This is a genomic window from Amycolatopsis sp. 505 (genome assembly GCF_031625235.1).
GTDB lineage: Bacteria > Actinomycetota > Actinomycetes > Mycobacteriales > Pseudonocardiaceae > Amycolatopsis.
Genome location: NZ_JACKQP010000015.1, coordinates 1 through 13457, shown reverse-complemented (window position 1 = coordinate 13457; position 13457 = coordinate 1). Strand labels below are relative to the sequence as shown.

At 71.7% G+C, this 13457-nt stretch carries 15 protein-coding genes and 1 rRNA gene; 12 read left to right on the top strand and 4 right to left on the bottom strand.

The window, feature by feature from the left end; all coding sequences use genetic code 11:
* The first annotated feature begins 34 nt into the window (after positions 1-34).
* A complete protein-coding gene (locus tag H5965_RS41320; protein WP_310976566.1) occupies positions 35-532 on the top strand; it encodes a helix-turn-helix domain containing protein in 498 nt (165 codons plus the stop codon).
* Between the two features lie 174 nt (positions 533-706).
* Here H5965_RS41320 and H5965_RS41315 read toward each other — a convergent pair whose 3' ends face one another.
* Complete coding sequence (locus H5965_RS41315; protein WP_310976564.1) at positions 707-1663, bottom strand: YafY family protein; 957 nt, start codon at positions 1661-1663, stop codon at positions 707-709.
* Between the two features lie 74 nt (positions 1664-1737).
* On the opposite strand from H5965_RS41315, the gene argC reads away from it, so the two are divergent.
* From argC to argH, 8 genes are read left to right on the top strand one after another with little or no spacing between them, the layout of a single operon-like run.
* Positions 1738-2766 carry an N-acetyl-gamma-glutamyl-phosphate reductase gene (gene argC / locus H5965_RS41310; protein WP_310976562.1) on the top strand — a complete coding sequence of 343 codons (1029 nt, stop codon included), beginning with the start codon at positions 1738-1740 and terminating at the stop codon, positions 2764-2766.
* Complete coding sequence (argJ, locus tag H5965_RS41305) at positions 2763-3923, top strand: bifunctional glutamate N-acetyltransferase/amino-acid acetyltransferase ArgJ (RefSeq protein ID WP_310976561.1); 1161 nt, start codon at positions 2763-2765, stop codon at positions 3921-3923. The genes argC and argJ overlap by 4 nt, the downstream gene beginning before the upstream one ends.
* A complete protein-coding gene (gene argB, locus H5965_RS41300) occupies positions 3920-4837 on the top strand; it encodes an acetylglutamate kinase (protein ID WP_086852561.1) in 918 nt (305 codons plus the stop codon). The genes argJ and argB overlap by 4 nt, the downstream gene beginning before the upstream one ends.
* Positions 4834-6036: an acetylornithine transaminase gene (locus H5965_RS41295; RefSeq protein WP_310976560.1), complete on the top strand. Its 1203-nt coding sequence runs from the start codon at positions 4834-4836 to the stop codon at positions 6034-6036. The genes argB and H5965_RS41295 overlap by 4 nt, the downstream gene beginning before the upstream one ends.
* Positions 6036-6962 carry an ornithine carbamoyltransferase gene (gene argF / locus H5965_RS41290; RefSeq protein ID WP_310976558.1) on the top strand — a complete coding sequence of 309 codons (927 nt, stop codon included), beginning with the start codon at positions 6036-6038 and terminating at the stop codon, positions 6960-6962. The genes H5965_RS41295 and argF overlap by 1 nt, the downstream gene beginning before the upstream one ends.
* Entirely contained in the window at positions 6959-7459 is a 501-nt protein-coding gene (locus H5965_RS41285) for an arginine repressor (RefSeq protein WP_310976556.1), read from the top strand. Before argF ends, H5965_RS41285 begins: the two co-directional genes overlap by 4 nt.
* The gene (locus H5965_RS41280; protein WP_310976554.1) at positions 7456-7737 is read left to right on the top strand and encodes an argininosuccinate synthase; all 282 of its coding nucleotides are present in this window, start codon (positions 7456-7458) and stop codon (positions 7735-7737) included. The genes H5965_RS41285 and H5965_RS41280 overlap by 4 nt, the downstream gene beginning before the upstream one ends.
* Positions 7738-7771: 34 nt before the next feature.
* A complete protein-coding gene (gene argH, locus H5965_RS41275; RefSeq protein WP_310976553.1) occupies positions 7772-9187 on the top strand; it encodes an argininosuccinate lyase in 1416 nt (471 codons plus the stop codon).
* Here argH and H5965_RS41270 read toward each other — a convergent pair.
* The 3 genes from H5965_RS41270 to H5965_RS41260 are packed head-to-tail and all read right to left on the bottom strand — an operon-like array spanning position 9180 to position 10944.
* A complete protein-coding gene (locus tag H5965_RS41270) occupies positions 9180-9830 on the bottom strand; it encodes a TetR family transcriptional regulator (RefSeq protein ID WP_310976551.1) in 651 nt (216 codons plus the stop codon). The genes argH and H5965_RS41270 overlap by 8 nt on opposite strands.
* On the bottom strand, positions 9830-10402 hold the full coding sequence (locus H5965_RS41265; RefSeq protein ID WP_310976549.1) for a DUF4166 domain-containing protein: 573 nt from the start codon (positions 10400-10402) through the stop codon (positions 9830-9832). The genes H5965_RS41270 and H5965_RS41265 overlap by 1 nt, the downstream gene beginning before the upstream one ends.
* Positions 10399-10944, bottom strand: a complete 546-nt coding sequence (locus H5965_RS41260; protein WP_310976548.1) for a hypothetical protein — start codon at positions 10942-10944, stop codon at positions 10399-10401. Before H5965_RS41260 ends, H5965_RS41265 begins: the two co-directional genes overlap by 4 nt.
* 112 nt (positions 10945-11056) lie before the next feature.
* Here H5965_RS41260 and H5965_RS41255 point away from each other — a divergent pair, with 112 nt between their 5' ends.
* From H5965_RS41255 to H5965_RS41245, 3 genes are all read left to right on the top strand, one after another.
* The gene (locus H5965_RS41255; RefSeq protein ID WP_310976546.1) at positions 11057-11695 is read left to right on the top strand and encodes a DNA-3-methyladenine glycosylase; all 639 of its coding nucleotides are present in this window, start codon (positions 11057-11059) and stop codon (positions 11693-11695) included.
* A gap of 32 nt (positions 11696-11727) precedes the next feature.
* Complete coding sequence (gene tyrS / locus H5965_RS41250) at positions 11728-13002, top strand: tyrosine--tRNA ligase (protein ID WP_310976543.1); 1275 nt, start codon at positions 11728-11730, stop codon at positions 13000-13002.
* A gap of 350 nt (positions 13003-13352) precedes the next feature.
* Positions 13353-13457, top strand: a 16S ribosomal RNA gene (locus H5965_RS41245); the annotation flags it as partial.

Here is a 13457-nt window from a genome sequence, read left to right as displayed (position 1 = left end):
GAAAATTGTCGGGGGTGCGCGCTAGCTTCGTGGCATGTCGATCATCGAAGAGCGCCGGACCGAGGTCCGGGCAGCTGACAACACCTACCAGATCGTGGTCTCGACCAGGACGGACGTCGACCGCGCCGAACCCACGCCCCGGGTGATGATCACCCTGGAGGCGGCCGCTCCCGGCGGCGAACCGGTGGCCGAGGGCAGCCTCGACCTCGACGTCGCGGTGGCGGACACGGTGGCGGAGCTCGTCGCGGACGGATTGCTGTCCGCGACCGGCGAGCGCCGCGGGCCGCGGCGAAGATCCGCGGGCCGTCCTGCCCAGCAGGGCCGCCCGTGGAACGAGCAGATGGACGCGGAGCTGGAGAGCCGGTGGATCGCGGGGGAGAGCGTCGCGCAGATCGCGGCGTACTTCGAGCGCACCCCCGGCGGCATCCGCGCCCGCCTGCCTCGCGTGGGCTGCGATCCGGAGCACCCGGGCTGCTACCTCCCCGTGCCGCCGAGCAGGCGCACGGACCTGGACGGAGGTGAGCCTGCCTGACCGGCGGCGGTGGGCCGGTCCGCAGGGTGGACCGGCCCACCGGCCGTCGGTTCCGACTTCATCGAACGGAGGAATCCGATGAGCATCGACTTCGCTGTCCGGCCCGGGACACCGGCCGATCCGCGTGCCGTGGCGTCCCACCGCGTGCCGGCAGCGCGCTACCCGGCAACCCGATCAGTCCGGCACGGCCGCGGCCGCCCGGTCCGCGAGCACCTTCAAGTGCGCCACCAGTTCCGACGGTTCCTCGACCGTGAACCCGCACCCCAGCCCCAGCAGCCGGAACGCGAGCCAGTCCAACGTGTCCGAGTGGCTCCGCCACCGGCACCGGCCGTCGCCGAGATCGGTCAGCTCGCCCGCCGCCTGGCCGAGGCGGGGAGCGATCTGCGACGCCGGCTCCGCCAGCACAGCCACCGCCTGGTACGAGGGCGCCAGGTCGTAGAACCGCTCGAGCACGTACGCCGCCAAGTCCGTGGCGGGCGGCCGGCGCGGCACCACCCGGCCGCCGGTCGCCTGGGCGTCGCGGACGCGGTCGGCGCGGAACACGCGCCAGTCCGCCCGGTCGAGGTCGTACGCGACCAGGTACCAGCGGCGGCCCGCGGCCACCAGCCGGAGCGGCTCGGCCCGGCGGCGGGTCTCGGCGCCGTCGTGAGCGCGGTAGCGGAACCGGACCGTCTCGTGGTTGGTGATCGCGCCGGCGAACACGGTCAGCTGCGCCGGGTCGACCACCGGCCCGGTGGCGGGCACGGCGACCGTCGCCGTGCCGATCGTGCCCACCCGCCGGCGCAGCCGGGCCGGCAGGACCTGCTCCAGCTTGGCGAGCGCCCGCACGGACGCCTCCTCGATCCCGGAGACGGACTGTCCCGCGGCGGTCCGCAAGCCGACCGCGATCGCGACGGCTTCCTCGTCGTCCAGCACGAGCGGTGGCATCGCGGTGCCGGCGACCAGCCGGTACCCGCCCGCCACGCCTCGGCTGGCCTCGACCGGGTAACCCAGGTCGCGCAGCCGCTCGATGTCGCGGCGGATGGTGCGCGGGCTGACGCCCAACCGCTCGGCGAGTTCGCTGCCCGGCCACTCGCGAGGCGTCTGGAGCAGCGAAAGCAGGCCGAGCAACCGGGCCGGGGTGTCCGTCATGCGCCCAGCATCCCAAGGTGGCGGCCACCACTCCGGGTTTGTTTAGACTTGCAAGGGCGTGCATAATCATGCGTATGACGGTGAACATCGCGGTGGCCGGAGCCAGCGGGTACGCGGGTGGTGAGCTGCTGCGCCTGCTCCTGACCCATCCCGGGGTCGAGATCGGCGCGCTCACGGCCGCCAGCAGCGCGGGCACGAAGCTCGGCGTCCACCAGCCCCACCTCGTCCCCCTCGCCGACCGCGTCCTGGCCGAGACGACGCCGGAGACCCTCGCCGGCCACGACGTCGTCTTCCTCGCGCTGCCGCACGGGCACTCCGCGGCGATCGCGGCGCAGCTCGGCCCGGACGTCCTGGTCGTCGACCTCGGCGCCGACCACCGCCTGGCCGACGCCGGCGACTGGCAGCGCTGGTACGGCGGCGACCACGCCGGCCAGTGGCCGTACGGCCTGCCCGAGCTGCCCGGCGCCCGCGAAAAGCTCGCGGGCACCAAGCGCATCGCCGTGCCCGGCTGCTTCCCGACCGGCGGCTCGCTGGCCCTCGCGCCCGCGTTCGCCGCCGGGCTGATCGAGCCCGACGTCACGATCGTCGCGGTCACCGGGACCTCCGGCGCCGGCAAGAGCCTCAAGCCGAACCTGCTCGGCTCCGAGGTGATGGGCTCGGCGAGCGCGTACGGCGTCGGCGGCGCCCACCGCCACACCCCCGAGTTCGCCCAGAACCTCTCGGCCGTCGCGGGGGAGAAGGTCACCGTGTCCTTCACGCCGGTGCTCGCACCGATGCCCCGCGGCATCCTCACCACGGCCACCGCCCCGCTGAAGGACGGCGTCGACGAGGCCGCCGCGCGCGCCGCGTACGAAAAGGCCTACGACGCCGAGCCGTTCGTCCAGCTGCTGCCCGCCGGCGCCTGGCCGGCGACGGCCTCGACGCTCGGCTCGAACAACACCCAGTTGCAGGTCACGGTCGACGCCGACGCGAAGCGCCTGGTCGTCGTCGCCGCGATCGACAACCTCACCAAGGGCACCGCCGGCGGTGCCGTCCAATCGATGAACCTGGCCCTCGGCCTCCCGGAGACCACCGGGCTTCCCACCGTAGGAGTCGCACCGTGACCGTCACCGGCCCCCAGGGCTTCCGCGCCGCCGGCGTCGCCGCCGGGATCAAGGCCTCCGGCGCGCTGGACCTCACCCTGGTCGTCAACGACGGCCCGCTCGACGTCGCGGCCGGCGTCTTCACCCGCAACGTCATCAAGGCCGCGCCGGTGCTGTGGTCGCAGGAGGTGCTCAAGCAGCAGCGGCTCAAGGCCGTCGTCCTCAACTCGGGCGGCGCCAACGCGGCCACCGGGCCCGGCGGCTTCCAGGACACCCACGCCACGGCCGAGAAGGTCGCCGAAGTCCTGCAGGCGGGCGCGATCGAGGTCGCCGTCTGCTCCACCGGCCTGATCGGCGAGCGGCTCCCGATGGACGCCGTCCTGTCCGGAGTGGACACCGCCGTCAAGGCCCTCGACGCGAGCCCCGAAGCGAGCCTCAACGCCGCCACGGGCGTGATGACCACCGACACCAAGCCGAAGCAAGCGTTTGCGAAGCACGACACCGGCTGGAGCGTCGGCGGCTTCGCCAAGGGGGCGGGCATGCTCGCCCCGAACCTCGCCACCATGCTCTCGGTGCTGACCACCGACGCCGTGGTGGACAAGGAAACCCTCGACCGGGCCCTGCGCGCGGCGACCCACGTGACCTTCGACAGGCTGGACGTCGACGGCGGCACGTCCACCAACGACACGGTGCTGGTCCTGGCCTCCGGCGCGAGCGGCGTCGAGCCCACCGAAGCCGAGCTCACCGAGCTGCTCACCGCGGTCAGCCACGACCTCGTGCTCCAGCTGCGCGCGGACTCCGAGGGCGCGACCAAGGACGTCGACGTCACCGTGCGCGGTGCGGCCACCGAGGCCGACGCGATCGCCGTCGCCCGCACGATCGCCGAGGACAACCTGGTCAAGACGGCGTTGTTCGGCTCCGACCCGAACTGGGGCCGGATCGCCATGGCGCTCGGCCGGGTGCCGGCCCGCATCGACCCGGAGGCCGTGTCGATCGCGATCAACGGCGTCACCCTGTTCGCCCAGGGCGTCCCCGCCGCCGACCGGTCGGAGGCGGACCTCACCGGCCGGGCCATCGAAATCGTCGTCGACCTCGGCGTCGGCGCGAACACGGCGACCATCTACACCACGGATCTTTCGCACGGTTACGTCGAAGAGAACAGCGCGTACTCCTCATGAACCAGGAGGCTCTGATTTCCGCGGACGAACGACTCGCGACGGCGGCCGAAAAGGCCGGGGTGCTCATCGAAGCGCTGCCTTGGCTGCAGCGGTTCCACGGGGCCACCGTGGTGGTGAAGTACGGCGGCAACGCGATGATCGACGACCAGCTGAAGGCGGCCTTCGCCGAGGACATGGTGTTCCTCCGGCTGGCCGGCCTGCGCCCGGTCGTCGTGCACGGCGGCGGCCCGCAGATCACCGCGATGCTCAAGCGCCTCGGCGTCGAAGGCGAGTTCAAGGGCGGCCTGCGGGTCACCACGCCGGAGACGATGGACATCGTCCGGATGGTGCTCACCGGCCAGGTCAGCCGCGAGCTCGTCGGGCTGATCAACGCCCACGGGCCCTACGCGGTCGGCATCTCCGGCGAGGACGCGCGGCTGTTCACCGCCGAACGCAAACAGGCCACTGTGGACGGTGAGCAGGTCGACATCGGGCTGGTCGGCGAGGTCGCCGAGGTCAACCCGGACGCGGTGCTGGACATCGTCAACGCCGGGCGCATCCCGGTCGTCTCCACGGTCGCGCCGGACGTCGACGGCGTCGTGCACAACGTCAACGCCGACACGGCCGCCGGTGCATTGGCGGCCGCGCTGGGCGCCGAGAAGCTCGTGGTGCTCACCGATGTCGAAGGCCTGTACGCGAACTGGCCCGACCGATCGTCGCTGATCGACCGCATCCGCGTCGACCGCCTCGAGACCATGCTGCCCGGCCTGGCCAGCGGCATGATCCCGAAGATGGAGGCGTGCGTGCGCGCCATCCGCGGCGGCGTGCGCCGGGCGCACGTGATCGACGGCCGCCTCGCCCATTCGGTGCTGCTGGAGGTCTTCACCTCGCGCGGCATCGGCACCATGGTCTTCCCCGAAACGGAGCTCCCGTGACCGACCTCGAGTCCAATGTGGATGGCCAGGCGCACTGGCAGTCCGCCCTCATGGACAACTACGGCACACCCAAGCTGACGCTGGTGCGCGGCGAGGGCGCGAAGGTGTGGGACGCCGACGGCAAGGAGTACGTCGACCTGGTCGGCGGCATCGCCGTCAACGCGCTCGGCCACGCGCACCCGGCCGTCGTCGAAGCCGTCACCGAGCAGATCCAGCGGCTCGGCCACACGTCGAACCTCTACGTCAACCCGGTGGCCGTCGAGCTCGCCGAGGCGCTGCTCGACGTCGCCGGCCTCACCGGCCACGGCAAGGTGCTGTTCGTCAACTCCGGCGCCGAGGCCAACGAAGCCGCGCTGAAGATCAGCCGGCTGACCGGGCGCACCAAGGTGGTCGCCGCCGAAGGGGCGTTCCACGGCCGGACCATGGGTGCGCTGACGCTCACCGGTCAGCCCGCCAAGCGCGACGCTTTCAAGCCGCTGGTGCCCGGGGTCGAGCACGTGCCGTTCGGGGACGTCGAGGCGCTCAAGGCCGCCGTCGACACCGAAACCGCGGCCGTCTTCCTGGAGCCGGTGCTCGGCGAAGCGGGTGTCATCCCGGCGCCGGACGGCTACCTGCAGGCCGCCCGCGAAATCACCAAGGCCACCGGCACGCTGCTGGTGCTCGACGAGGTGCAGACCGGCCTCGGCCGGCTCGGCACCTGGTTCGGCTACCAGCAGGCCGGTATCGTGCCGGACGTCATCACCCTGGCCAAGGGCCTCGGCGGCGGGCTGCCGCTGGGCGCGGTGATCGGCGTCGGCGCGGCGGGCGACCTGCTCAAACCCGGCCAGCACGGCACCACCTTCGGCGGCAACCCGGTCTGCTGCGCGGCCGGCCTGGCCGTGCTGAAGACCATCGCCGCCGAGGGCCTCCTCGACCACGTCGCTTCGCTGGGCAAGGACATCGCGGCCGGTGTCGAGGCACTGGGACACCCGCTGGTCGCCGGGGTGCGCGGCGCCGGGCTGCTGCTCGGCATCGCCCTGAAGCAGCCCGTTTCGGCGGCGGTCGCCCAGGCCGCCCAGGACGCCGGCTACCTCGTCAACCCGGTCGCCCCGGACACCGTCCGGCTCGCGCCCCCGCTCGTCCTCGACGGCGACCAGGCCGAGGGTTTCCTCGCCGCACTCCCGAACGCGCTCGACTCCACCACGAAGGACTCCGACTGATGCTGCGCCACTTCCTCCGCGACGACGACGTCAGTCCGGCCGAGCAGAAGGCCATCCTCGACCTCGCCGACGCGCTCAAGGCCGACCCGCTCGGCAACAAGACCCTCGCCGGCAAGTCGATCACGGCGATCTTCGAGAAGAACTCGACGCGGACCCGGTTCTCGTTCGAGGTCGGCATCAGCCAGCTCGGCGGCCACCCGGTGATCGTCGACGGCCGTTCGATGCAGCTCGGCCGCGAAGAGACCATCGAGGACACCTCGCGAGTCCTCTCGCGGTACGTCGACGGCATCGTGTGGCGCACCTTCGCGCAGAAGCGCATCGAGGCGATGGCTTCGGCCGCGTCGATCCCGGTCGTCAACGCGCTCACCGACGAGTTCCACCCGTGCCAGGTGCTCACCGACCTCATGACGATCCGCGAGCGCAAGGGCAAGCTCGAGGGCCTCACCCTCGTCTACCTCGGCGACGGCGCCAACAACATGGCGCACTCGCTGCTGCTGGGCGGGGTCACCGCCGGGATGCACGTCCGGGTCGTCTCGCCGGTCGGCTTCCAGCCCGACCAGGGCGTGATGCTGGACGCGAAGAAGCGCGCGAGCGAGACCGGCGGCACCGCCACCGTCTTCACCGACCCGTACGCGGCGGTCGACGGCGCGGACGTGCTCGTCACCGACACGTGGACGTCGATGGGACAGGAGAACGACGGCCTCGACCGCGTGGGCCCGTTCCGCGCCCTGCAGGTCAATACCGAGCTGCTGAAGAAGGCCGCGGAAGACGCGATCGTGCTGCACTGCCTGCCGGCGCACCGCGGCTGGGAGATCACCGACGAGGTGATCGACGGCCCGGCCAGCGCGGTCTGGGACGAGGCCGAGAACCGCCTGCACGCCCAGAAGGCGCTGCTCGTCTGGCTCTTCGAAGAGAGCCGACGATGACCGGCAGCCGGGTGGGCCGGCAGGCGCGGATCACCGAGCTCGTGTCCACCATGACCATCCGCAGCCAGACCGAGCTGGCCAAACTATTGGCCGCCGAAGGCATCGAGGTCACCCAGGCGACGCTGTCGCGCGACCTCGACGAACTGGGCGCGGTCAAGCTGCGCGGGCCGGACTCGGGCGCGCCGGTCTACGTCATCCCCGAGGACGGCAGCCCGGTCCGCGGGGTGCAGGGCGGGACGTCCCGGCTCTCGCGGCTGCTCGCGGAACTGATGGTCTCGGCGGACTCGTCCGGCAACCTGACCGTGCTGCGGACGCCACCCGGCGCGGCCCAGTTCCTGGCCAGCGCGATCGACCGGGCGGCCCTGGAAGAGGTCGTCGGCTCGATCGCGGGCGACGACACGGTCGCCGTGATCGCGCGCGAGCCCCTGACGGGCAAGGACCTCGCCGACCGGTTCGCCGCCCTCGCCCAGCGATCGGCCGACGAAGGACCGCCGTGATCGCCGACATCTTCCCGGCCGAGGGGGAGTTCCTCGCGCCGGACGAGGTCGTCGTCACCTACGACGGCGGGGTGCCGGTGGCGATCGACGGCGAGACGGTCACCGTCGCCGAAGCGCGCCGGATGCTGAGTGCGCGCGGCGAGGCGCAGAGGATCGACCGGGGCGCCGCGTGCGCCGCGCTCGAACGGCGGGCCGGCCGCGGATGCGCCAGGCTGACCGGCACCGTTTCGGGCGAAGTCCGCCTGGTCCTGTACGACGGCCGGATCACCGTCGCCTGACATCGAACGACCACATCGAGGAGAAACGAGAACAGTGAGCGGGAACGAGCAGCCGGTGCAGCTGTGGGGCGGCCGGTTCGCCAGCGGTCCGGCGGAGGCCATGGCCGCGCTGAGCGCGTCGACGCACTTCGACTGGCGCCTGGCGCCCTACGACATCGCCGGGTCCCGCGCGCACGCTCGCGTGCTGCGCAAAGCGGGCCTGCTCACCGAAGACGAGCTGGCCGGGATGCTGGCCGCCCTGGACACGCTCGCCCAGGACGTCGCGTCGGGGGCGTTCACCCCGACGATCGCCGACGAGGACGTGCACACGGCCCTCGAACGCGGCCTGCTCGAGCGCGCGGGCACCGAGCTCGGCGGCAAGCTTCGCGCCGGCCGCTCGCGCAACGACCAGGTGGCCACGCTGTTCCGGATGTGGCTGCGCGACGCCGCGCGCCGGGTCGTCGCCGGCACCCTGGAGGTCATCGACGCGCTGGTGTCGCAGGCCAAGCGGCACCCGGACGCGATCCTCCCCGGCCGCACGCACCTGCAGCACGCCCAGCCGGTGCTGCTGGCCCACCACCTGATGGCCCACGGCCAGGCGCTGCTGCGCGACGTCTCGCGCCTGCAGGACTGGGACGCCCGCACGGCCGAGTCGCCCTACGGCTCGGGTGCGCTCGCCGGCTCGTCGCTGGGGCTCGACCCCGAGGCCGTCGCCGAGGAGCTCGGCTTCGCCACCAGCGTCGAGAACTCCATCGACGGCACCGCTTCGCGCGACTTCGTGGCCGAGTTCGCCTTCGCCGTCGCGATGCTCGCGGTGAACCTGTCGCGGATCGCCGAGGAGGTGATCATCTGGAACACCGCCGAGTTCGGCTACGTGACGCTCGACGACGCCTGGGCCACCGGCAGCTCGATCATGCCGCAGAAGAAGAACCCGGACGTCGCGGAGCTCACGCGCGGCAAGGCGGGCCGGCTGATCGGCAACCTCACCGGCCTGCTGGCCACCCTCAAGGCGCAGCCGCTGGCCTACAACCGCGATCTGCAGGAGGACAAGGAGCCGGTGTTCGACTCGGTCGAGCAGCTCGAGCTCCTGTTCCCGGCGATCGCCGGGATGCTCGAGACGCTCACCTTCCACACCGAGCGGCTCGCCGAGCTGGCCCCGGCCGGCTTCACCCTGGCCACGGACATCGCCGAGTGGCTGGTCCGTCAGGGCGTCCCGTTCCGCGTCGCGCACGAAGCGGCGGGCGAGAGCGTTCGCGTCGCCGAGGCCCGCGGCGTCGGCCTGGACGAGCTGACCGACGAGGAGTTCGAGAAGATCAACCCGGCGCTGACGCCGGCGGTGCGCGAAGTCCTCACCGTCGAAGGCTCGGTGAAGTCCCGCGACGCCCGGGGTGGCACGGCGCCGGTGCGCGTCGCCGAACAGCGCGCACGGTTGGAGGAGCGCGTCACCGCGGCGCGCCAGTGGCTCAGCTGAGGGTTTTGCGGAGCTTGGCCCGGACGGCCCGGGTGGCCACCGGGCCGAGCCCGTCCAGGACGTCGACGAGCACGGCCAGCCGCTCCAGCGCGGCGACGGCCTGCTCGGCGCCGTCGGGGTCGACCGTGTCGAACAGCGTCAGCCCGAGGAACCCGGTGGACACGGCGTGGGCCAGTCCGTCGGGGTCCGCGAGCTCGGCCAGCGGCGACCCGGCGAGCACGCGTTCGAGGGCCGACCGGACTTCGGTGATCCACTTGTCCAGGCCCTCGCGGGTCGCTTCGGCGAGCCGTTCGCTGCCCTGGGCCCCGGCCAGGGTCTGGGCCAGGAGGGCCAGGTTGCCTTCCGCGCGCTCCGCGGTCCGGATCTCGCGGCCGAGCGCCAGCAGCTCGCCGACCGTGGCCACGGCGGCGAACCGGTCCCGGTAGAGAGCGACGCGGGCCTCCGTCGCGGAAAGGCACGCCTGCGCGACGAGCTCCTCGACACTGCCGAAGTGGTAGAAGACCAGCGCCTGGTTCGCGCCCGCGGCACTGGCGACCGACCGGGCGGAGACGGCGGTGATGCCCTGCTGCCGGACGACTTCCAGCACGCCGTCCACGAGCCGCTGCTTCGTGTCCTGCGAACTGGAGTTCCGGCCGGTGCCCATCAGTCCATGACCTTCTCACGAAGCGGCTTCACCGCTCCGCTGACCCCGCCGCCGACGTCGACGTACCGCGCGCCGAAGCTGCCTTCGTAGCCGAACACCGGCCCGAAGCGGGGATGCACCACCGCCACTTCGATCCGGAACTGCCCGAGGGTGTCGTCGAACCACTCGTCGACCGTCGCGGTCCCGGTGAGCCCCCGCGGCAGACGTGTCCGGACCGGCCCTTCCCGGAACCGGAACTCGCCGGAGCGGATCCGAAACCCGCCGTCCGGCCGCCGGCGCCGCCCCGGGAACTCGAAGGTCCGCACGAAGGACACCGTCTCGCGGCCGTGCCCGTCGACGTACGGGTAGTTCTCGATGGTGAAGGGCACGTTCCGGCCGCGTTCGGGGAACAGGATGTGCCGCGCCGACCCGAGCCACAGGAACGGCAGGGTGAAGGCGGGGCCGCGCCGGATGCGGTCCATCACGCCGTGGCCGATCATCCCGCGCCCGTCGGAGAGGGCGAGCCGTTCCCGCATCCGGGGGTGCAGGTTCGCGAAATCCGCGCCGAGCGTGCGTTCGAAGACGCCGGTCACGACGACGCCCCGGCGGTCACCCGGTCGCGGGGCCGGGTCCGGCCGCAGCGGGCGGCCGAGGGCGCGGTCAGGGGCTGGTCCTCCGGGGCCACGCCGGTCTCCAGCCAGAGCCGCAGCCGGTCGAACGACCACGCCGTCATCCAGCCGAACACCGGCCGGAACACCCGGTCGGCCAGCTGCCCGGAGCGGCCCCAGCGGGTGCCGTAGTCGAAGCCGGTGACGAACCGGACGCCGCCGGGGACCGGCGTGTAGCGCCAGAACCCCGCACCCGCGCTGATCAGCGACAGCGGGTCGGCGGAGGCGAACCGCAGCACCGACGTGCGCGAGCCGTCCGGCCAGTCCCGCTTCGCCGCGCTCACCCCGATGCCGGTGACGGTGACGCCCAGGAAGCGCGAGGTGTAGCGGAATTGGCCGTCGATCGGGGTGATGTCGCTGAAACGCAGGTCCCAGCGGCGGTGCAGGACCGGGTCCTGGGTGTGCTGCCACAGCGTGTCGAGATCCGTGCGGATCACGGTCTCGACGTAGAGCGCCTTCGGTCGCATCTCCGGCTCCCCTCCGAGTTTGAGCGACTGCTCAAACCGACTGTAGAGAAGTTTGAGCGATCGCTCAAGGGTTAAGGTGGGCGCGCCAGGCAGCCGAGGAGAGGACCCCCGTTTGAGCGGCGACGCAGGCCGGTTGTTCACCCGTGACGAGCTCGCGCTGGACCCGGTCGACCTGGCCCACCTGCTGCTCGGCTCGGTCCTGGAGGCCGATGGCCCCGACGGCACCGTCGGCGTCCGGCTGGTCGAGGTCGAGGCCTACCGCGGCGAAGACGATCCGGCGTCCCACTGCTACCGCGGGCAGACCCCGCGCAACGCCGTCATGTGGGGCCCGGCGGGGCACCTGTACGTCTACTTCGTCTACGGGATGCACTTCTGCGCGAACATCGTCGGCTCGACCGACGGCGTGGCCGGCGCGGTGCTGCTGCGCGCGGGCGAGGTCATCACCGGCCTCGACGTCGTCCGCAAGCGGCGGCCGAACGCGCGGGGGACCGGCGAGCTCGCCAAAGGCCCGGCGATCCTGACGTCGGTGCTGCGCATCGACCGCGGCGAAAACGGCGTGGACCTGACCGATCCCGCGTCGCCGGTCCGGCTGTACGTGGGCGAGCGGGTGCCGGCCGAGCGGATCCGCAGCGGCCCGCGCGTCGGCGTCGCGATGGCGATGGACACGCCGTGGCGGTTCTGGGACGGCGCGTCGCCGGCCGTGTCCACCTACCGCCGCGGCGGGAAGCGCCGGGTCCGACCCGCCAGTTAGTCGGTTGACCTGGTGCGGGAGGATCTACAGGCGTGAGCGAACACATCCTCGACGAGCTGTCCTGGCGCGGCCTGATCGCGCAGTCCACCGACATCGACGCCCTCCGGCGCGAGCTCGACCAGGGTCCCGTGACGCTCTATTGCGGCTTCGACCCGACCGCACCCAGCCTGCACGCCGGCAACCTCGTCCCGCTGCTCATGCTCAAGCGCTTCCAGCGCGCGGGACACCGGCCGATCGTGCTGGCCGGCGGCGCGACCGGGATGATCGGCGACCCGCGCGACACCGGTGAGCGCACGCTGAACACCCTCGACGTCGTCGCCGAGTGGGCCGGGCGCATCCGCGGCCAGCTCGAGCGGTTCGTCGACTTCGACGACTCGCCGACCGGCGCGATCGTCGAGAACAACCTGAACTGGACCGGGCCGCAGACCGCCCTGGAGTTCCTGCGTGACGTCGGGAAGCACTTCTCGATCAACGTCATGCTCAACCGCGAGACGGTGAAGCGCCGGCTCGAGGGTGACGGCATGTCCTACACCGAGTTCAGCTACCTGCTCCTGCAGTCGCAGGACTACCAGCAGCTCTACCGGCAGTACGGCTGCAAGCTGCAGGTCGGCGGGTCGGACCAGTGGGGCAACCTCCTCGGCGGGGTCGATCTGATCCGCCGGACGGAGGGCGCGAGCGTGCACGCGCTGACCGCGCCGCTGGTCACCGACGCCGAGGGCCGCAAGTTCGGCAAGTCGACGGGTGGCGGGAACCTCTGGCTCGACCCGGAGATGACCTCGCCCTACGCCTGGTACCAGTACTTCGTCAATGTGGGTGACGCCGACGTCATCCGCTACCTGCGGATGTTCACCTTCCTCGGCCAGGAGGAGATCGCCGCGCTGGCGGAGGACACCGAACAGCGGCCCCACCTGCGGGCCGCGCAGAAGCGGCTGGCGGAGGAGTTCACCACGCTGGTCCACGGCGAAGAGCAGACCCGGCAGGTGATCAACGCCAGCCAGGCACTGTTCGGCCGCGGCGAGCTCGGCGACCTGGACGAACGCACCCTCGACGCCGCGATGGCCGAGGTGCCGAACGGGAAGGTCGACCCGTCCGGGGACGCGACGATCGTCGACCTGCTGCTCGCCTCGGGCCTGGTCGACAGCAAGGGTGCCGCGCGCCGCACCCTCAAGGAGGGCGGCGCGTACGTGAACAACGTGAAGATCGCGGACGAGGAGTGGAAGCCGTCGCGCGAGGACGCCCTCCACGGCAAGTGGCTCGTGGTCCGCAAGGGCAAGCGGAACGTCGCCGGCGTCGCGCTCGGCGGCTGACCGACCTCCGGTGGCCCGAAACAGGCCTCTGACCTGCGGGAACGTGGTTAAGGGACCCCCCTGTTTCGGGCCCTCGGAGGGGGTGTAAAGTTCTCCAAGTCGCCAGGGAAACCGGGTGGCCACCGGGACACGAACCAAGCTCTCGCGGATCGCGATTGAGTGGGTGTCCCACCAAAAACTGCTAGGAATGACTCGCTTCGAGCGAGCCGCTTGATCGCGGCGGATTCGGGGTGTGTTGCTTGAGAACTCAACAGTGTGCTAGTGAACTAAGCCAGTAGAGCTTATATTTGAAACCCCCTCGTCGGGGTTTCCTTTGAGAGCATTACATGCCTCGATTGAATTCGAAGACATTGTTGGAGAGTTTGATCCTGGCTCAGGACGAACGCTGGCGGCGTGCTTAACACATGCAAGTCGAACGCTGAAGCACCTTCGGGTGTGGATGAGTGGCGAACGGG